Annotated in this window: 13 protein-coding genes and 3 tRNA genes; 10 read left to right on the top strand and 6 right to left on the bottom strand. The window is 40.4% G+C overall.

Features of this window, described 5'->3' with window-relative positions; all coding sequences use genetic code 11:
- The first annotated feature begins 7 nt into the window (after positions 1 to 7).
- The 4 genes from ptrA (at position 8) to M1F05_RS16635 (ending at position 9,000) form a co-directional block, all read left to right on the top strand.
- Positions 8 to 2,905, top strand: coding sequence for a pitrilysin (gene ptrA / locus M1F05_RS16650; protein ID WP_206083725.1), 2,898 nt, complete (start codon positions 8 to 10; stop codon positions 2,903 to 2,905).
- Entirely contained in the window at positions 2,902 to 6,513 is a 3,612-nt protein-coding gene (gene recB / locus M1F05_RS16645; RefSeq protein WP_206083726.1) for an exodeoxyribonuclease V subunit beta, read from the top strand. The genes ptrA and recB overlap by 4 nt, the downstream gene beginning before the upstream one ends.
- Positions 6,513 to 8,360: an exodeoxyribonuclease V subunit alpha gene (recD, locus tag M1F05_RS16640; protein ID WP_206083727.1), complete on the top strand. Its 1,848-nt coding sequence runs from the start codon at positions 6,513 to 6,515 to the stop codon at positions 8,358 to 8,360. The genes recB and recD overlap by 1 nt, the downstream gene beginning before the upstream one ends.
- Positions 8,361 to 8,430: 70 nt before the next feature.
- The gene (locus M1F05_RS16635; protein WP_206083728.1) at positions 8,431 to 9,000 is read left to right on the top strand and encodes a hypothetical protein; all 570 of its coding nucleotides are present in this window, start codon (positions 8,431 to 8,433) and stop codon (positions 8,998 to 9,000) included.
- 109 nt (positions 9,001 to 9,109) lie between these two features.
- Here the strand turns inward: M1F05_RS16635 and argA are convergent, their stop codons facing one another.
- Positions 9,110 to 10,453 (bottom strand): amino-acid N-acetyltransferase, encoded by a 1,344-nt coding sequence (gene argA, locus M1F05_RS16630; protein WP_206083729.1) that lies wholly within the window; start codon positions 10,451 to 10,453, stop codon positions 9,110 to 9,112.
- 246 nt (positions 10,454 to 10,699) lie between these two features.
- On the opposite strand from argA, the gene amiC reads away from it, so the two are divergent.
- On the top strand, positions 10,700 to 11,950 hold the full coding sequence (gene amiC, locus M1F05_RS16625) for an N-acetylmuramoyl-L-alanine amidase AmiC (protein WP_206083730.1): 1,251 nt from the start codon (positions 10,700 to 10,702) through the stop codon (positions 11,948 to 11,950).
- 112 nt (positions 11,951 to 12,062) lie between these two features.
- On the opposite strand, the gene M1F05_RS16620 is transcribed toward amiC, so the two are convergent.
- The 3 genes from M1F05_RS16620 to M1F05_RS16610 form a co-directional block, all read right to left on the bottom strand.
- A tRNA-Met gene (locus M1F05_RS16620) sits at positions 12,063 to 12,139 on the bottom strand.
- Between the two features lie 19 nt (positions 12,140 to 12,158).
- A tRNA-Met gene (locus tag M1F05_RS16615) sits at positions 12,159 to 12,235 on the bottom strand.
- Between the two features lie 57 nt (positions 12,236 to 12,292).
- Positions 12,293 to 12,369: transfer RNA gene (locus M1F05_RS16610), tRNA-Met, on the bottom strand.
- Between the two features lie 263 nt (positions 12,370 to 12,632).
- Between M1F05_RS16610 and mltA the strand changes: the two genes are divergently transcribed.
- Positions 12,633 to 13,742 (top strand): murein transglycosylase A, encoded by a 1,110-nt coding sequence (gene mltA / locus M1F05_RS16605; RefSeq protein WP_318826061.1) that lies wholly within the window; start codon positions 12,633 to 12,635, stop codon positions 13,740 to 13,742.
- Positions 13,743 to 13,772: 30 nt separating this feature from the next.
- Positions 13,773 to 14,594: a tRNA cyclic N6-threonylcarbamoyladenosine(37) synthase TcdA gene (gene tcdA, locus M1F05_RS16600; RefSeq protein WP_206083731.1), complete on the top strand. Its 822-nt coding sequence runs from the start codon at positions 13,773 to 13,775 to the stop codon at positions 14,592 to 14,594.
- A 37-nt stretch (positions 14,595 to 14,631) separates the two neighbouring features.
- Here the strand turns inward: tcdA and csdE are convergent, their stop codons facing one another.
- Positions 14,632 to 15,090, bottom strand: a complete 459-nt coding sequence (gene csdE / locus M1F05_RS16595; protein ID WP_206083732.1) for a cysteine desulfurase sulfur acceptor subunit CsdE — start codon at positions 15,088 to 15,090, stop codon at positions 14,632 to 14,634.
- A 29-nt stretch (positions 15,091 to 15,119) separates the two neighbouring features.
- Entirely contained in the window at positions 15,120 to 16,325 is a 1,206-nt protein-coding gene (csdA, locus tag M1F05_RS16590) for a cysteine desulfurase CsdA (protein ID WP_206083733.1), read from the bottom strand.
- Between the two features lie 699 nt (positions 16,326 to 17,024).
- Here csdA and M1F05_RS16585 point away from each other — a divergent pair.
- The 3 genes from M1F05_RS16585 to rlmM are packed head-to-tail and all read left to right on the top strand — an operon-like array spanning position 17,025 to position 19,485.
- On the top strand, positions 17,025 to 17,966 hold the full coding sequence (locus M1F05_RS16585) for a transcriptional regulator GcvA (RefSeq protein WP_206083734.1): 942 nt from the start codon (positions 17,025 to 17,027) through the stop codon (positions 17,964 to 17,966).
- 27 nt (positions 17,967 to 17,993) lie between these two features.
- A complete protein-coding gene (locus M1F05_RS16580) occupies positions 17,994 to 18,389 on the top strand; it encodes a DUF423 domain-containing protein (protein WP_206083735.1) in 396 nt (131 codons plus the stop codon).
- On the top strand, positions 18,382 to 19,485 hold the full coding sequence (gene rlmM, locus M1F05_RS16575; protein ID WP_206083736.1) for a 23S rRNA (cytidine(2498)-2'-O)-methyltransferase RlmM: 1,104 nt from the start codon (positions 18,382 to 18,384) through the stop codon (positions 19,483 to 19,485). Before M1F05_RS16580 ends, rlmM begins: the two co-directional genes overlap by 8 nt.
- The last annotated feature ends 35 nt before the right edge of the window (positions 19,486 to 19,520 follow it).

The raw sequence follows: 19,520 nt of genomic DNA, 5'->3' as shown, positions 1-19,520 counted from the left end.
TTATAGGATGCAATATTTATCCAAAAAAATCGCCCAACTATTCTTATTATTCATAGTATTAGGGTGTGGTAGTGCTATTGCTGCTCAACCATTATGGCAATTGTTACCTGAGACGATTAATAAGAGTGAGAGCGACCCTCGCGAGTATAAGGCAATAAAACTGAATAACGATATGACGGTTTTATTGGTGTCTGATGCTAAAGCAACAAAATCATTAGCAGCCGTTTCTATACCTGTAGGAAGTATTGAAAATCCAGATAGCCAGCTAGGGTTAGCTCACTATTTAGAACATATGGTATTGATGGGCTCTAAAAAATACCCAGAACCAAGTAGCTTTTCTGAATTCTTACAAAAACACGGCGGTAGCCATAATGCCAGTACTGCACCACACCGAACAGCATACTATTTTGAAGTGGAGAACGGCGCATTAAAAGAAGCGACTGATAGATTAGCTGATGCATTAGCGGAGCCGTTATTAGATCCTACTAATGCAGATAGAGAGCGTAATGCAGTTAATGCAGAATTAACGATGGCGCGTTCTCGCGATGGAATGCGTATATGGCAAGTACGTTCTGAAACACTAAACCCACAACATCCTAACTCTCGTTTTTCTGGCGGTAATTTAGATACATTAAAAGATAAGCCTAACAGTAAATTACAGGATGAACTTGTTGGTTTTTATAAACATTATTATTCAGCGAATTTGATGAATGGTGTTCTTTATGGTGATCAATCAATTGAATCTCTTGCCAATATAGCGCAAGAAACGTTTGGTCGTATTCCTAATTTTAATGCCAGTGTTCCTGCCATTAATACTCAAGCGGTTACGGATAAAGAAAAAGGCATTATTATTCATTACGTGCCAGCGCAGCCACAAAAGGCGATTCAAATTGAATTTAGTATTAAAAACAATATGGCGGATTTTCGCAGTAAAAGTGATAGCTATATTAGTTACCTACTTGGGAATCGTAGCCCTGGAACATTAGCTGATTGGTTAATTTCGCAGGGTTTAGCTGAAGGAATAAGCGCATCAGCATCACCAAACGCGGATAGAAATTATGGTTCTTTCTCGATTTATGTCACTTTAACGGATAAGGGGTTACAGGAACGAGACCAGATTATTGCCGCTATTTTCTCCTATATAGAGCTAATCAAAAATGATGGTATAAGCAAAAGCTATTTTGATGAAATTGCAAAAGTGCTTAACTTATCTTTTCGCTATGGTTCGGTTGTTAGGGATATGAACTACATCGAGTGGTTGTCTGACCAAATGATCGATGTTCCTGTTAATCATGTGCTTGATTCTGATTATATTGCAGATAAATATGATCCCGCAGCCATTAAGCAACGTCTATCTGAGTTGACCGCAAAAAATGCAAGAATCTGGTTTATTAGCCCTGATGAACCAAGCAATAAAAAAGCGTATTTTGTTGAAGCGCCCTATCAAGTGGATCAGGTCACGCAAAAACAGTTTGAAAATTGGGATAGTTTAGAGTCTAAAATGCACTTTAAACTGCCAGCATTAAACCCTTACATTGCGGATAAACTACCCTTAATTAAACCTGAAAAAGCTTATAAACACCCTGAGTTTATTTATCAAAATGGAAATACTCGTGTGTTATATATGCCAAGCCAATATTTTGCTGATGAACCTAAAGCAAGTATCACATTGTCTTTACGTACAAAGCTAGGTAATCAGAGTGCGAAAGATCAAGTAACAGGGGCATTACTGCAATATATTTCGTCATTAAAAATGGATGAGCTGCAATATCAAGCATCCGTTGCGGGTATGTCTGTTTCTGTTTCACAAGATATTGGTTTACAGCTCAATGCGAGTGGTTATACGCAACATTTACCAGAACTCTTTTTATCAATGACTAAGCTGTATTTAAGCTTTGAGCCAACAGAGCAAGAGTTAGCACAGGCAAAATCTTGGTATAAGGAACAAATAGCCGTTGCAAATAATGCTAAAGCTTATGAATTGGCAATGCAGCCTCTTCAGCGCATTAATAGCGTACCTTACTTTGAACAAGAGCAACGTCTTGCTGAGTTGGGCAAAATATCGTTAGGTGATTTGACTCATTATCGTCAACTATTGGTGAAAAGCGCAGCATTACAAGCCCTCGTTTTCGGTAACATGAGTGAGTCGCAAAGTATCAAAACAATTCAGGATGCTCAAAAGTTATTACACAGTGAGGGTACTGAATGGTGGCGTGGTGATGTGGTTGTTATTGATAAAAACTATTTAGCTGACTTCCATAAACAAGGGAATAGTACCGATAACGCACTTGCTGAAATCTTTGTCCCAGATGGCTATAGTCGCATAGATGGCGCAGTGCTGTCAGGTATTTTAGCGAAGGTTATTCAGCCTTGGTTTTATGATCAATTAAGGACTAATGAACAGCTAGGTTATGCGGTATTTGCATTTAAATCTGGCTTAGGTGACCAGTGGGGAATGGGCTTTTTATTACAAAGTAATGCCAAGACACCCGATTACCTTAACATGCGCTATCAAGCGTTTTATGCTCAGGCATTAGATAAACTTAAAAAGCTGCCAGTTGAAGAGTTTAGTCAGTATAAACAATCAATTATTACTGAAATGAACCAGCCACCACAGACATTTTATGAAGAGCTTGGGCGTTATTCATCAGACTTCTCACGTAATATTTTTAGTTTTGACACCCGTGAGAAAGTTGTGTTGGCTTTAGGGGCTGCAACGAAAGAGCAAGTCATTGAATTTTACGAAAATGCAGTCATTAGGCGAAAAGGGCTAGCATTAACATCTCAAGTCATTGGTCAAGGCGTGGATGCGAAGTCTGGTTTTGCTCAACTGAAAGATTGGGTGTTTTACCCAACAGCTTCAGAGTTACAAAAGATTTTGCCAATAAAGGAAGATGCTGAGTGAATAAAGTGCAGGTAGAGTCCCAACTATTAAATGTATTTTCTTTACCATTAAGTGGACAAAGATTAATAGAAGCTTCTGCGGGAACAGGGAAGACATATACTATTGGTATACTCTATCTGCGGCTTTTATTAGGTCTAGGGGGAGGGAATGCGTTCCCTAGACCGCTTAGCGTTGAAGAAATATTAGTGGTGACATTCACTGAGGCTGCAACAAATGAATTACGTGGACGAATACGTCAGCGAATTCATGAAATGCGTTTGGTTTGCTTAAGGAATGGCGTTGGGTTTGAATCTCAACCTGAATATTTGGAGTTGCTTGGTGAGCTTTCAGGTGAAGAACAATTAAAATTTGCACAAGAGTGGTTATTGGCGGCTGAACGGCAAATGGATGAGGCTGCTATTTATACTATCCATGGGTTTTGCCAAAGGATGCTAGTGCATAATGCATTTGAATCTGGTGTACTCTTTGAGCAAACAATGATCCAAGATGAATTTCCAATTCAAAAGCAAGCCTGTGCAGACTTTTGGCGACGCCACTTTTATCCGCTTGATTACTCAATGGCTAAAGTCGTGCAGTCCGAATGGAATGGCCCTGAGTCTCTTTTAGCTGAAATAAGGCCTTTCTTACAAGGGGATATGCCGCTTATTATTAACCAGCCTAGGGTTCAAGAGTCTTTGGAGGAACGGCATCAGCGCATAATTTCCCTTATTGAATCGGTGAAACTATCTTGGCGAGAAAATGCAGGGGATTTTGAAAAACTCATTACAGGCTCTGACGTTGATAAACGAAGCTACAGTTCTCGTTTTTTACCAGGTTGGTTAACCAAAATAGGCCTGTGGGCGGAAGAAATCACCCAAGATTATGATCTTCCAAAAGATCTTGTTCGTTTTTCTCAAACGGTATTACATGAAAAATCAAAAAGTGGGCAGGGCCCTGAGCATGCGGTTTTTCAGCAAATTGAGGTGTTACTCACTCAATCACTCACGTTGAAAGATATTGTGATCCCATTAGCGATTTCAGAAGTTAGGCAAACTATTGCTGATGAAAAACATCGTCGCGGGGAAATGGGGTTCGATGATCTTTTAACGCGTTTAGACCGTGCGCTGAGTCATGATGGTGGTAAGTTCTTAGCACAGACGATTAGCCAGCGTTTTCCTGTTGCAATGATTGATGAGTTTCAAGATACAGATGCACAGCAATACCGTATTTTTCAGCGAATTTATCAAGGTGTTGATAATACAGCTCTTTTATTTATTGGTGATCCGAAACAAGCCATCTATGCCTTTCGTGGCGCAGATATTTTTACCTATATTGAAGCGAAAAAAGAAGTTAGTGCTCACTACACATTAGAAACCAACTATCGCTCATCACAAAGTATGGTTGAAGCCATAAATCGTGTGTTTAGCCATTGCCAATCGCCTTTTATTTTTGAACAAATTCCATTTCAGCCCGTTAACTTTGCACAACAAAATGTAGGGAAAAAACTGGTCAACAGAGGTAATGAGGTAAAAGCTCTCACTTTTTGGCAGTTAGATGCAGAAGCTGTCTCTGTTTCTGAATATGAATATGGAATGGCGAAACAATGTGCAGCGCAAATTGCACAATACCTGCAAGGTGGGCTCGAAGGTAAAACATACTTCGTGAATAATGAGCAACAGGTTTCAGTTTCCGCTTCAGATATTACCGTATTGGTACGCAGCCGCCGTGAAGCAGTATTAATTAGAGATGCCTTAAATCAGCTAAATATTCCTTCAGTTTTTCAATCAAATAGGGAAAGTGTATTTTCAACACCTGAAGCGAGGGATTTATTGTGGCTGCTACAGGCAGTGTTGACTCCTGAAAAAGAGCGCGTGCTACGAAGTGCATTAGCGACAGGGATTTTAGGGCTAACCGCCAAAGAGATTGATGAACTCAACCATGATGAAAAAGCATGGGAAAATCTCGTTGATGAATTCTCTCGCTATTCTACCGTCTGGCAAAAACGAGGTGTATTGCCAATGTTGAGAATGATAATGTCACAGCGCCATATTGCTGAAACATTATTATCTGCAATTGATGGTGAAAGGCGTTTGATGGATGTCATGCATATCGGTGAGCTATTGCAGGAAATGTCAGTTCAACTTGAAGGTGAGCACACACTAACGCGCTGGTTAGCACAACAAATTGCTCATCCCGACCACCAATCGGACGCGCAGCAGATGCGCTTGGAAAGCGATAAGCACCTTGTTCAAATTAGTACAATCCACAAGTCAAAAGGCCTTGAATATAAAATTGTGTGGTTACCTTTCGCTAGCAATTTCTTACCGCAATCTAAAGGCTTATATCATGATAGGAATGATTATAGTACGAGGTTAGATTTAGAAGATAGTGAAGAAACCGTTATTTTAGCAGATGAAGAACGTTTAGCTGAAGATCTCCGTTTGTTGTATGTAGCATTAACTCGTGCAATTTACCATTGTAGTGTCGGTATTGCTCCGTTAATAAAGGGAAATAGAAAGAAAAGTGGTGAAACGGATTTACATTTATCAGCCCTTGGCTACGTTATCCAAAAAGGAGAGCCAGGTGATCATCTGCTGCTAAATAGTATGTTAAATGAGATTGGCAATGAGATTATTGACGTTATTCCTATTGGTCAGTTTGAATCCGAAAGACTTGTGTTAGACAAAGAAACTCATGGCGATTTAATGGCGAGGGAACTAACTCGTTACTTTGATGATCACTGGCGGGTAACCAGCTATTCAGGGCTTAGTTATGGGGCTAGCCATTCAGAAGATGGGCAAACAGTCTCTCCGTTACAGTTTGCAAACTCATTGGCACCTAAAATGGATGTCGAAGTGAGTATTGATCTCGAACAACAAGACGATGAAATCGATAATATCTTAACTCCTCATCAGTTTCCTAAAGGAGCATCACCAGGAACTTTCCTGCATACCTTGATGGAGGAAATTGGCTTTAGCGAGCCAGTTTCACTCGAGTGGTTAACTGAAAAGCTTGAAGGTTCGGGGTTTGATGTTAAATGGGCGCCCATGTTGCAAGAATGGCTAAAAGCAATCGTAGATGCTCCCCTTTCTGACGACGGGCTTTGTTTATCCGTATTGCCGCTACAAGATCAGCTTGATGAAATGCAGTTTTATTTGCCCATTGACGCCATCATTAATGCGAAAAGCTTAGATAACGTAACGCATCGCTATGATCCGTTATCTAAGCAATGTCCGCCATTGAATTTTGAAAAAGTGCAGGGGATTTTAAAAGGCTTTATCGATTTAACTTTTTATTGGAATGGAAAATTCTATTTACTTGATTATAAATCGAATTACCTTGGTGAAGATGCTTCATTCTACACGCAAGAAGCGATGGCTGAAGCAATGATTGACCACCGCTATGATTTACAATATCAATTGTATTCCTTGGCGCTACATCGCTATTTAAAACAGCGCTTACCTGACTACGATTATGAAACGCATTTTGGTGGTGTGTATTATCTCTTTTTAAGAGGAATTGATAGCGTTAATTCACAGAATGGTATTTTCTTTTATCGCCCAGTAAAAGCGTTTATTCAAGCTATCGATCAACTGTTTAGCGATACACCTGTTAAGGAGGCATGCTAATGAAATCTCTTTTTAATCGAGGGATTGAAGAGCGAATTTTTATGCCTTTAGATGTGCAATTTGCTTACAGTATTGCTGATGAAAACAATCCCATTTTATTGGTTGTTGCTGCGCTTTTGAGTGCGGAAACCATGACAGGACATGTGTGTTTAGCATTATCTGACGTGACATTGGATAACCTATTTTCAGGGCGTCATCAAGAGCTTGCAAATGATTTTTGGCAAAGAATGGGGCAGCCTGACAAAAAAACACTTTATCAAGCTGTGCAAAATGCACATGCGGTCTCTTTAACATCAGAAAATAGCCTCTCCCCGTTATTGCTTTCGGGGGATTATTTATATTTTCAACGTATGTGGCAGTATGAGCAGTGTGTTGCTCATTTTTTCTCTAACAGGTCAGTGAAAAATAGTCAGAATCAACAAATTCAATCCGTGTTAGATACTCTCTTTCCTATTTCAGAAAGTATTGATTGGCAAAAAATTGCAGCAGCAGTTGCTGTAACCAGTCAGGTTTCCATTATTTCAGGGGGGCCAGGTACGGGAAAAACCACGACAGTTGCCTGTATACTGGCTGCTTTAATTAAGCTGGAAATGCAAAAAGAGAATCAGTTAAAGATTGAGCTGGCGGCTCCAACAGGGAAAGCCGCAGCAAGGTTAACGGAATCCCTTGGTAATGCGATGAAAGGCATGCCACTGACCGAAAAAGAGCGTGAGATTTTGCCAAGTCAAGCAAAGACGTTGCATCGATTATTAGGGGCTCAACCAGAAAGTCAACAATTTCGCTTTAATCGCAATAATTTATTGTCATTGGATGTCTTAATTATCGATGAAGCATCGATGGTTGATTTACCGATGATGGCAAAATTGATTGAGGCACTACCCGAACAGGCAAAATTGATATTTCTAGGGGATAAAGACCAGCTTGCATCAGTAGAAGCAGGGGCGGTACTCGGAGATATTTGCCAGTTTGCAGATATTGGCTATAGTCCTGAAAGAGCGAAGCAATTGGCAGAAATTACAGGTTATTCATTAGGTGAATACTCGTCGGTTGAAGGCCCTGTTATTCGTGATAGTTTGTGCTTATTACGCAAAAGTTATCGTTTTTCAGCGCAATCAGGTATTGGGCAACTCGCTTTTGCTGTTAACGACGGCAATTCCACTCGGGCTCAAAAGCTGTTAAACCAAGGGTTAGTGGATGTGCATAATTATGTACAAGAAACCGCAGATGATTATGTGAAAATTTTATTTGATGCTTCAGCTTGCTATGAAGATTACTTACTTGCGGTGAAAGCAAATAAAACGCCTGAAGAAATTTTATCTAAGTTTAATCAATATCGGTTGTTAACCGCGCTAAGAGAAGGGCCTTTTGGTGTCGTTGGGCTAAACGATAAACTAGAAAAGCTACTTCATCGTCAAGGGCTAATCAATCGGCCTTATAATCATTTGAATAAACATTATGCAGGTCGGCCTATAATGATCAGCCGTAATGATAGCCCATTAGGGCTTTTTAATGGCGATATTGGCATTATTTTACCTGATGAAGAAGGCGCACTTAGAGCTTATTTTCAGTTTCCTGATGGGAGTATTCGCGGAGTTCAGCCAAATCGACTTCCTTCACATGAAACCGCTTATGTGATGACGGTTCATAAATCACAAGGTTCGGAATTTACTCATACCGCATTCGTTTTACCCCAATTATATTCACCCGTTATTACTCGGGAATTGGTATACACCGCAATCACCCGAGCAAAAAAAGAACTTTCCCTTTATAGCAACCCGAAGATTTTACGTCGGGCAATCGAAACACCAACAAAACGCCGTAGTGGGCTAACGAGACAGTTAGTGTAACCATGACAAGTGATAGTATAGGTAATAAAACTACTTAACTTGTTAATAATAATGATTTAAAGGTAATGATATGGATAACCAGCAAGAGATGACCGCAGTAACCATTACGTTAAATGCGAGATTAGAACCTGTTAGGCGTGCAGATTTAGAAGATGCATTTGATGAAGTCATGAAAAGTCTGGGTAAGGATATTCATGTCACAGGTGGCGGCACACTATTAGGTGATAATGGCGAAGCACAGGAATGTGATATTGAATTGGCCATCGCTGACGCAAGTGATGAAAATATTAGCATGATAATCCAGCTATTTACCTCAATGCTAGCGCCAAAAGGGTCTCGTTTATTTATTCATGGTGAAGATGTTCGTATCGACTTTGGTGAGCACGAAGGTTTAGCCGTTTATTTTAATGGTACAGAGCTTGCTGATGAAGTTTATGAAAATGGGGACATTAACGACGTTTTTGATGTATTAGATGAAGCTGTTGAAGATATCGGCAGTATTCACGGTGTGTGGGATGGCCCAACAGAAACCGCATTCTACTTCTATGGTAGCTCTTTTGCTGAAATGGAAGCGGCAATAAAGCCACATTTAGAGGCCAATCCACTTTGTGAAAAAGCAAGAATTGTACAGATTGCTTAATTAAGTCGATATTAACGAGTTAATTATATGCCCCCAAATTAGACATCCATGCATAATTTGGGGTATTAACTGCACTAACCAACACTTATTTTATTGCAAATAGGGACGGTTACTTATCAGATTGGCTCTTTAGCTCCAAGATCAAAATTTTAGAACGGCGCTGGTAATTATATAAAGCTTGCTTTTTCAGTGGCAGCATCTCAATTTCAGCAGGGGTAAAACCACGCTCTTGAAACCAATGGATACTACGAGTCGTTAATACAAATAGTTTATCTAAGCCTAATTGTTTCGCCTGTACTGCAACGCGGTGAAGTAGCTCCTCTCCTCGAGCAGAACTACGGTAATCAGGGTGAACAGCAACGCAAGCCATTTCCCCTAGTTTTTCCTCTGGGTATGGGTAAAGAGCAGCGCAAGCTATCACTAAATTGTCTCGTTCAATAATCGTGAATTTATCGATTTCCATTTCAAGTTGTTCCCGTGAGCGACGAACAAGTATTCCTTGCTGCTCTAAAGGGCGAATTAGTTCTAAAATACCCCCAATATCATTGATATTTGCACGGCGAATTTGTTCAGCACTTTCCATTACGATTTGAGTACCAATACCGTCACGAGAGAATAATTCTTGAATAAGCGAGCCATTTTCTTGATAGCTTAATAGGTGGCTACGACGTACCCCACGGCGGCAAGCTTTTGCTGCGCCACGCAAGAAACGTACAGTTCCAGAGTAGTAATCCCCTTCAGATTCAAGTTCTTGAATTCTATTTTCTGCTTCATTTGGGAATAATTCAGATAAGATATTACCCTCTTTATCTGCGACACCTTGAGAAGAACAGAACCCGATCAGTTTTTCGGCCTTCATTTTTACAGCGAGTTGAGTCGCAATTTCTTCTGAGGTCAGATTAAAACTTTCCCCAGTAACGGAAACCGCAACAGGGCCAATTAAAACAATAGAACCATTATCTAATTGATTATTAATGGCTTCTTCATTGATGCGGCGAATTCTCCCACTGTGGCAGTAATCAACACCATCATCGATACCAAGTGGCTGTGCAATGACAAAATTACCACTGACCACATTAATATGGGCACCTTGTAATGGTGTATTACTTAGACTCATTGATAAGCGAGCGGTAATATCAAGCTGTAATGCACCAGATGCTTGCTTAACATATTCAAGTGTATTCGAATCAGTCACACGGGTATGTTTGTGGTAAACCGCATCATATTTGTGTTCTGCTAGAATATCCTCAATCTGAGGACGAGCACCATAGACCACAATAATTCGGATCCCTAAACTATGTAATAATCCTATGTCATTGACAATACTTGGGAAATTTTCATGCGCAATCGCTTCACCACCAAGCATAATGATAAAATTTTTGCCGCGGTGGGCGTTTATATAAGGTACCGAATGGCGAAACTCATCAACCAACTCGGTGCTGCGCTCTTTCATAACAACCCTCTTTAATGAATTTTTATTCGTTAATAATGTATTTTTATTCTTTTTGGCGAAAAATATCAAGTAAAAGATGGTATAAAAAATAACAAATATATTTTTAAGAGTTACATATCTTTAAATATAAATGTGTATTATTAATGACAGAGAGCACATGATTAGTTAGAGTGCTTATTTCTGGCCAATTAATTGGCATATAGTCTAATATCAATTTATTTTTCAGTTCTAGGTTCGGAATTATTGATGAGTCAGCAAGATCACAGCCCATCTAAGCGTCGTTTTATTCAAGGCGCCGCCGCAGTTATGTTACTGAGCGTTAGCCCATTCGGTTTTTCTGCTAATAGCAGCGTGATTGCTGTGCGTATTTGGCCTGCATCGAGTTACACTCGTGTAACGCTTGAATCAAGCGTTCCGCTAAAGTACCGCCAGTTTGTGCTGAATAACCCAGAGCGGATTGTTGTTGACCTTGAGGGCGTACAGTTAAATAACGTACTTAAGCAGATGGGAACTCAAATTCAAACACGTGACCCTTATCTCAAATTGGTCAGAGTGGGGCAATTTGATCCTAAAACCGTACGCCTTGTTTTTGAAGTGAAAAATAAAGTGACCCCACAATTCTTTACCATGTCGCCTGTGGGGGAGTTTAAACACCGCTTAGTCCTTGATTTCTATCCAGGCAAAGGTGTGGATACTAGCGATGATCCATTATTAGCATTACTCGAGGACTACAATAAAGGTGACCTCGAAGAAAGTATGCCTGCGCAAGCGAAAAAACCAGGTAAAGCAGGGACGGATCGCCCAATTATTATTATGATTGACCCTGGGCACGGTGGGGAAGACCCAGGTGCGATAGGGAAATATAAAACACGTGAAAAAGATGTTGTCTTGCAGATTGCACGGCGCTTAAAAGCGTTGATTGATAAAGATCCTAAAATGCGTGCTTACATGACACGTAATGAGGATGTGTTTATTCCTCTTAAAGTGCGTGTTGCAAAAGCACGTAAGATGCAGGCTGATTTATTTGTTTCAATTCACGCAGATGCATTTACTAATCGTTCAGCACATGGCTCATCGGTTTTTGCATTATCGACTAAAGGAGCTACCAGTAATACGGCTCGCTACCTTGCTCAAACTCAGAATGAGGCCGATTTAATTGGTGGTGTAAGTAAGAGTGGTGATGTGTATCTTGACCACACAATGTTGGATTTAGTCCAGACAGCAACGATTAATGATAGTTTGAAATTTGGTGATGAAGTACTCAAACGTATGGGGAAAGTCAACCGATTACACAAAAATAAGGTTGATCAAGCTGGATTTGCGGTACTCAAAGCACCTGAAATTCCATCAATATTAGTTGAAACCGCGTTTATCAGTAACTTGGAAGAAGAGCGTAAGCTGAAAACGGCCAAGTTCCAACAACAAATGGCAGAGTCTATCTTTGAAGGGGTAAAAGCTTACTTCCGCAATGGTGGTGAGTTAGCGATCCGCAACTAACCATAACTAACGGTAGATAAACAGGTGATAAGCAAAAGCGAGTCGCCTTTTTTATTTGTAAAAATAAAGGTGGTGATTAATATTTTTGAGAGTGTGGTGCTAGGGGAAGAAATGGTTGCGGGGGCTGGATTTGAACCAACGACCTTCGGGTTATGAGCCCGACGAGCTACCAAGCTGCTCCACCCCGCGACTGAAGAAGTAAAAAAATTGGTTGCGGGAGCTGGATTTGAACCAACGACCTTCGGGTTATGAGCCCGACGAGCTACCAAGCTGCTCCATCCCGCGACTGAATTCTTTACAACGTTTTGATTTTTTTTACTACTTTACTGATTAAATCAGTATTGGTTGCGGGGGCTGGATTTGAACCAACGACCTTCGGGTTATGAGCCCGACGAGCTACCATGCTGCTCCACCCCGCGTCCGATAGCGGGCACTATACTCGGGATGAGATCTGATGCAAGTTTTTTCGTGTTTTTTTTTCATTTTTAGCATTCTACAGAACAAAATACGCACGTTATGTTTATTTTTTGAACTTTGCGGGGGTGGCAAAGAAAAATAATTTAACTAAATATGTTTACTCGTTTCATTCCCATTTTGGGTTTGCTATTGTGCGTTGCATATTGGATTGTGGGTTGTATTTGGATGGTGGAGCATGAACTTAGAATTAATGAAGGTAATTAATATGCTATCGGTGAAAAAATGGTCAATAGTAAATAAGTGGATAGTCACAGGTGTCTTTTTTTCATTGTTGGCAGGATGCCAAACTCACCCAACGGATAAAGGCCAACAATACAAAGATGGTCGTCTTGTTGAAGACTTACAGAAAGTTAATCAGGTAAATGTTCAAGGCAAACCAATAAATGCACCTGACTTTAATCAGCAGATCGTTGAAATTAAAAATGCATCTCCGCGTTTATTCCAAAATAACCGTGACACTTATCATGCGATTGAAAATTGGTTAATGGCAGGTGGAAACCCCGCACAGCTCGCCAGCTTCAATTTATCGGCCTTCCAAATGGAAGGGGCTGATAATTACGGGAACGTTCAATTTACGGGGTATTACACACCTGTTATTGAAGCAAGACGTTCACCACAAGGGGAATTTCGCCATCCATTATATGGAATGCCCCCAAAAGGGAAATCGCGGTTACCTAGCCGAGCAGCTATCTATAATGGCGCGTTGAGTAATAACCTCATTTTGGCTTACAATAATTCCGCTGTAGATAATTTTATGATGGAAGTTCAAGGGAGTGGCTATGTCGATTTTGGTGATGGTAGCCCGCTGAATTTCTTTGGGTATGCAGGGAAAAATGGCCACGCGTATAAAAGTATCGGTAAAGTTCTTGTTGACCGTGGCGAAGTGCCATTAAGCCAAATGTCTTTACAAGCTATCCACGATTGGACAAATAGCCATAGTGAGCAAGAAGTTCGTCAATTATTGGAGGAAAATGCATCGTTTGTTTTTTTCAAACCGCAATCTTTTGTACCAGTAAGAGGCGCTAGCGCAGTTCCGTTGATAGCAAAAGCGTCAGTTGCGTCAGATAAAACCTTGATCCCAGCAGGAACGGCATTGCTGGCGGAAATTCCTGTTTTAGATGGTAATGGTAAATTTACGGGGCAATACGAAATGCGTATGATGGTTGCCTTGGATGTAGGGGGAGCGATTAAAGGCCACCACTTCGATATTTACCATGGAACAGGTCATGACGCAGGCAAAATGGCTGGTTTTTATAACCATTATGGACGCGTCTGGGTGCTGAAAAAGAGTCAGCCCCTTTTTGGTGCAATGTAATTACCGTCTTAACTAAGGTTGTTTGTTATTATGCAAGCTAAGCTTTCAGATGCTTGGATGCAGCGTTTTGCTGGGATCGGGCGTTTATATGGGCAGAAAGCCCTTCATCTTTTTGCGCGCTCTCATGTCTGTGTTGTCGGTGTGGGTGGTGTTGGTGTATGGGCAGCTGAGGCATTAGCTCGTTCTGGAATTGGTGCAATCACCTTAATTGATATGGATGATATTTGCGTCACGAATACTAACCGTCAATTACATGCTATTAAATCAACCGTTGGCTTACCGAAGGTTGAGGTGATGAAAGCGCGGATTTTGGAGATTAACCCAGAGTGTGTGGTGAATGTCATTGATGATTTCATCACAGTCGATAATGTCGCTCAGTACTTCAGTACGGGGTTTGATTACGTTATTGATGCAATTGATAGTGTTCGGCCTAAAGCTGCACTACTGGCTTATTGTAGGCGATTTAAAATCCCTGTAGTCACAACTGGTGGGGCTGGTGGTCAAATAGATCCCACACAAATACAAGTGGTGGATCTGGCGAAAACCATTCAAGACCCATTAGCGGCAAAGCTTCGTGAGCGGTTAAAGTCGGACTTTAATGTGGTTAAAAATGGTAAAGGCAAGCTAGGAATTGATTGCGTGTTTTCCACGGAACAGCTTGTTTATCCACAAAGTGATGGCACTGTCTGCGCAGCAAAAAGTACTGCAGAAGGCTCAAAAAGAATGGATTGTGCATCAGGTTTCGGGGCAGTCACCATGGTCACAGCAAGCTTTGGCTTTATTGCTGTGGCACATGCGTTGAAAAAAATGATGGCAAAAGCCCAAAGAAATGTAGAAAAAAACATTAAATAGTGAAGAGGCTATTGCGATACATAGCCTCTTTCGTTGATTAGGCTGGCGTCATTTCATTGGAAATATTTCGAATTGCCGTAATTAATGATTGAATACCATTTTGGCGAGATTCGCTGAGCTGACTGGGTAAGCCTGTTTGTTCCAACAATTCATTGAAGTCGAATTCCATAATTTCTTTCGCTGTTTTTTGCTCAATAGCCGCTAATAAAATCGCAAAAAGCCCTTTTACAACACGACCTTCACTGTCACCATAGAAATGGAAAGTTTCATCATCATTGAGTATTGCACCAATCCACACTCGGTTTTCACAGCCTTTCACTTCTTGAGTTTGTTGCTTCTCATCATCAGTTAGTGTCGGTAATTGTCTCGCTAATTGGATAAGTAAACGGTACTTATCTTCCCAGGCTTTATGTGCGGAAAACTGTTCAACTATTTCCTGAATTTTAATCTCTGTACCAAAAGGGTGCGGAGCAAGCTCATATTTAGTCGAAGTCATTAGGCTTCCTTTTTATCTTTAGTATTGATTTAGTCATTGAGTATTGAAAGTGAGCGAGTGACTGCATTAATAAGTTTATCAATATCTTGTAGGTTATTATATGGCATCACAGAGATGCGTATGCAGCCACTAATATTCAAGGCATCCATTAAAGGTTGAGCACAATGTTGCCCATAGCGTAATGCAATATGCTGTTCAGTCAAGAGCACACCTAAATCGCTATGGTGAATACTTTCAAAATTGAATGAAAGTAATGGTGAATTAGGCACACTATAACCAATAAAACCAGGAATGCGTGAGAGTTTTTTATTGGCTTGTTCGATAAGTGAGCAAGTATAAGCTTCTGCTTGTACTAAATCGATAGATTGAATCCACTCAAGAACGGCTGAAAAAGCAATAACGCCAGCAATATTAGGTGTGCCTGCTTCAAAACATTGAGGAATGGGGGCTGGCGTGAAACCTTCAAAAGTCACCTCAGTCAACATTTTTCCCCCGCCGTGCCAAGGCACCATGGCTTCTAATAATGCTGTTTTTCCATAACAAACACCGAGGCCTGTAGGGCCATACAGTTTATGGGCGGAAAAAACATAAAAGTCGATATCTTCAGCACTAACATCAATAGGGCAGTGTACAGCGCCTTGTGCGCCATCAACGATAACCAGGGCACCTATTTGGTGGGCGAGATGAGTGATTGCCGATAAGTCAGGCTGAAAGCCAGTGACGTTCGACATTTGTGTAATAGCAATGGCTTTGGTTTTGTTATTTAGCAGTGATTTTAGCGTTGCTAAACTGAGTGAGGCACCTTGTTCGATGGGCCATTTTATAATTTTAGCGCCAGTTTGCTTAGCAACTATCATCCAAGGTAATAAATTTGAATGATGTTCTATTTCGCTGACAATGATTTCATCACCTGCTTGTAAGATTGGCCGAAAATAACTCTGAGCAATCAAATTAATCGACTCGGTGGCACCTCGTGTCCAAATTATATTATTTTCACTGGCGGCATTAATAAATTTTGCCGTTCGAATACGGCCTAATTCATAGTCGCGAGTTAATTTTAATGACTCTGGTGATTGACCGCGGTAAACCGAGCTACCAGATAAGCGGTAGTAATTATTTGAAGCCTCAATCATTGCAATCGGTTTCAATGCAGTTGCTGCACTATCAAAAAATAATGTTGAGGAATTTATTGCAGGAAATAATTGGCGAAATGCGGTAGCGCTAAAATGATCCATGGGTTCTTTCTTTTTAGTCAATAATTATCTGTGTTATCTGATAGTTGTGGGTATTGTCTACAGAGATGTACATTTATCCGTACATTATTGATTATTTTTTGATTAATTTAAACTTGTCATTTTCAATCAAAACATTGAAATATTTTGTTACGTTTGGTATTACTTATTAGCAATATCAAAAGTAAATTTTCTTGGGTGATTCAGTGTATTGCACCGCAAAGTAATCCTTTTTGTTTGAGAGTTCTTTTTTAGAAAGCATAAACTGAATTATTTTCAGGAATTATCTTAAATATCTAACTTAAAGTTTTTTCGGTACACTAGTAATTATCTGTAGCTATTTGTATTTACTAAGTTAAATTTTTCATTTGTCCTAAGTAAATACCAGTAAAAAAATCAAAAAAAAGCACCGCGTTTTGGCGGTGCACTATAAAAAATCACTATGGACAGACAGGGTAAATGTACAGGAAGTGAAAAAAACAGTAGCAAAAGCTACAAAGTCTGGTTCAACCAGACAACTTGCAAACACAACATCACAACCACAAAGCCAAAAGTTTCAAAGTAACTAAACTCTGTAACTTTTCGTTCCGGCTTAGGAAGTGCGCATACTATAGGTATTTACTGGCAGATCCTCAAGGGACAAATTATAATGCTTCGGATGAAAAAAACTAATGCATAACGAGATGCCGAGTAGAAGTGATTATGTCTAAAAGATTACCGCCACTGAATGCGCTGAGAGTGTTTGACGCCGCAGCCCGTCATTTAAGTTTTACTAAGGCAGCAGAAGAATTATTTGTCACCCAAGCAGCCGTGAGTCACCAAATGAAAAGTTTGGAAGACTTTCTTGGGTTAAAGCTATTTCGTCGGCGTAATCGCTCGCTACTTCTTACGGAAGAAGGGCAAAGTTATTACCTTGATATTAAAGAAATATTTTCTTCTTTAAATGAAGCAACACGTAAGTTGCAAGCGAGAAGCGCCAAAGGTGCATTAACGGTGAGTTTATCACCCAGTTTTGCTATCCAATGGTTGGTACCTAGGCTTTCAGGGTTTAACCAAGCTTACCCAGGTATTGATGTCCGCATTCAAGCCGTTGATCGAGAAGAAGATAAACTCGCAGATGATGTGGATGTGGCGATTTTTTATGGTCGAGGAAATTGGTCTGGTTTAAGAACTGATAGGCTTTACGCTGAATATTTAATGCCAGTTTGTGCACCGTCATTAATGACAGGGGAAAACCAACTAAAAAATCCAGAAGATTTAGCAAAACATACACTGCTTCATGATTCTTCTCGAAGAGACTGGCAAGCGTATGTTAAACAGCTAGAGCTACAGAATATAGTGAATGTACAACAAGGGCCGATTTTCAGCCATAGCGCGATGGTGATTCAAGCGGCAGTACATGGACAAGGTGTTGCATTAACCAATAATGTAATGGCAAAGAATGAAATTGACGCAGGGCGTTTGGTTTGTCCCTTTAGCGAGGTGTTAGTTAGTAAAAATGCGTTTTATTTAGTTTGCCAAGAAAGCCAAGCAGATTTAGGCAAAATAGCTGCATTTCGTCAGTGGATCCTTGCGCAAGCAGCGAGTGAACAAGAAAAATTGGGTTTTATTACGGGTGACCAAGATGTGGCGCTTATTCAGTAATCAAGTATTTAAACAAAAGGTGTTACTGTGAATAGTCGTTTGATGTTAATTTTCGCTGGAATTAGTGGCTTTTTTACTGTTGCTTTTGGGGCTATTGGTTCTCATGCGTTATCGTCAATTATGAGTGTCCATCAAATGGACTGGATTGAAACTGGATTGCGTTATCAGATGTTGCACACTATTGCATTAATGGTATTAGGCGCAATTTTATTACGTAAAGTGATCCTATGGTTTTATTGGTCAGGTGTTTTTTTCTCTGTTGGGATACTTCTTTTTAGCGGTAGCCTTTATTGTATGGCCCTATTGCAGGTAAAATACTTTTCTTATTTTACGCCAATAGGGGGAGTTTGTTTCCTGATTGGTTGGTTGTTAGTAGTTATTGGCGCTATGCGTCTAAGGAAATCGGCGTCACGTAATGAGTAATAAAATTGCACTTTATTGTCGACCAGGCTTTGAAAAAGAGTGCGCAGCAGAGATTACGGATAAAGCAGGGCAAAAAGAAATTTATGGTTTTGCCCGTGTAAAAGAAAATAGTGGTTATGTCATTTTTGAGTGCTACCAAGCTGAAGATGCAGACACTCTCGCCCGTACATTGCCTTTTCGTGAGCTAATTTTTGCTCGCCAAATGATTGTGGTTGGTGATTTATTAAAAGACTTGCCACCTGAAGATCGTATCACCCCAATAGTCAATGCGCTAAGCCAACAAGTGGTGAGAGCAGGTGATATTCGGGTGGAGGTCGCAGATACCAACGAATCCAAAGAACTGATGAAGTTTTGCCGTAAATTTACGGTGCCTTTACGTAATGCGTTGCGTAAAGAAAAAATCTTACTTCCACTTGAGAATTTCAAAAGACCCGTGATCCACGTGTTTTTTATTGCACCAGGTTGCTGTTATACGGGATATTCATATACCAATAATAGCTCAAATTTTTATATGGGTATTCCGCGTTTAAAATTTCCATCAGATGCGCCCAGCCGTTCTACCTTGAAGTTAGAAGAAGCATTTCACGTCTTTATTCCTTATGAAGAGTGGGATGAGCGTCTTGCCAGTGGAATGAAAGCGGTCGATTTAGGCGCTTGCCCTGGGGGCTGGACTTATCAACTAGTGAAACGTAGCATGATGGTTCATGCGGTTGATAATGGCCCGATGGCAGAAAGTTTGATGGATACAGGGCAAGTTACTCATCACCGTGTAGATGGTTTTAAGTTTCAACCTTCATCACAAAACATCACATGGTTAGTGTGTGATATGGTTGAAAAGCCAGCAAAAGTGGCTGCATTGATGACGGATTGGTTAGCTCAAGGTTGGTGCCGCGAGGCCATATTTAACCTAAAACTGCCAATGAAAAAGCGCTATGAAGAAGTCTCACACATATTAGAAAAGATGCAGGTGCAGCTGAAAGAACGGGGTGTAAACGTGCTAATCCAAGCTAAGCAGCTTTATCATGATCGTGAAGAAGTGACTGTGCATGTGATGCGTGTTTGGTCAGCAAACCCAATGGCGCGTGAATATTATTAATTTATAAAACTAATAAGAAAGGCCACTAATTAACT

The organism is Providencia sp. PROV252, from assembly GCF_033676005.1.
Taxonomy (GTDB): Bacteria; Pseudomonadota; Gammaproteobacteria; order Enterobacterales; family Enterobacteriaceae; genus Providencia; species Providencia vermicola.
This window is presented reverse-complemented; position numbering and strand designations above follow the sequence as displayed.

What these genes read in the sequence shown, in the direction of transcription:
- csdE (WP_206083732.1), bottom strand. Translation starts at nt 15,090, where the DNA reads ATGACTTCGACTAAATATGAGCTTGCTCCGCACCCTTTTGGTACAGAG.
- M1F05_RS16585 (WP_206083734.1), top strand. Translation starts at nt 17,025, where the DNA reads ATGTCTAAAAGATTACCGCCACTGAATGCGCTGAGAGTGTTTGACGCC.
- recD (WP_206083727.1), top strand. Translation starts at nt 6,513, where the DNA reads ATGAAATCTCTTTTTAATCGAGGGATTGAAGAGCGAATTTTTATGCCT.
- csdA (WP_206083733.1), bottom strand. Translation starts at nt 16,325, where the DNA reads ATGGATCATTTTAGCGCTACCGCATTTCGCCAATTATTTCCTGCAATA.
- M1F05_RS16635 (WP_206083728.1), top strand. Translation starts at nt 8,431, where the DNA reads ATGGATAACCAGCAAGAGATGACCGCAGTAACCATTACGTTAAATGCG.
- amiC (WP_206083730.1), top strand. Translation starts at nt 10,700, where the DNA reads ATGAGTCAGCAAGATCACAGCCCATCTAAGCGTCGTTTTATTCAAGGC.
- rlmM (WP_206083736.1), top strand. Translation starts at nt 18,382, where the DNA reads ATGAGTAATAAAATTGCACTTTATTGTCGACCAGGCTTTGAAAAAGAG.
- ptrA (WP_206083725.1), top strand. Translation starts at nt 8, where the DNA reads ATGCAATATTTATCCAAAAAAATCGCCCAACTATTCTTATTATTCATA.
- tcdA (WP_206083731.1), top strand. Translation starts at nt 13,773, where the DNA reads ATGCAAGCTAAGCTTTCAGATGCTTGGATGCAGCGTTTTGCTGGGATC.
- argA (WP_206083729.1), bottom strand. Translation starts at nt 10,453, where the DNA reads ATGAAAGAGCGCAGCACCGAGTTGGTTGATGAGTTTCGCCATTCGGTA.
- mltA (WP_318826061.1), top strand. Translation starts at nt 12,633, where the DNA reads ATGCTATCGGTGAAAAAATGGTCAATAGTAAATAAGTGGATAGTCACA.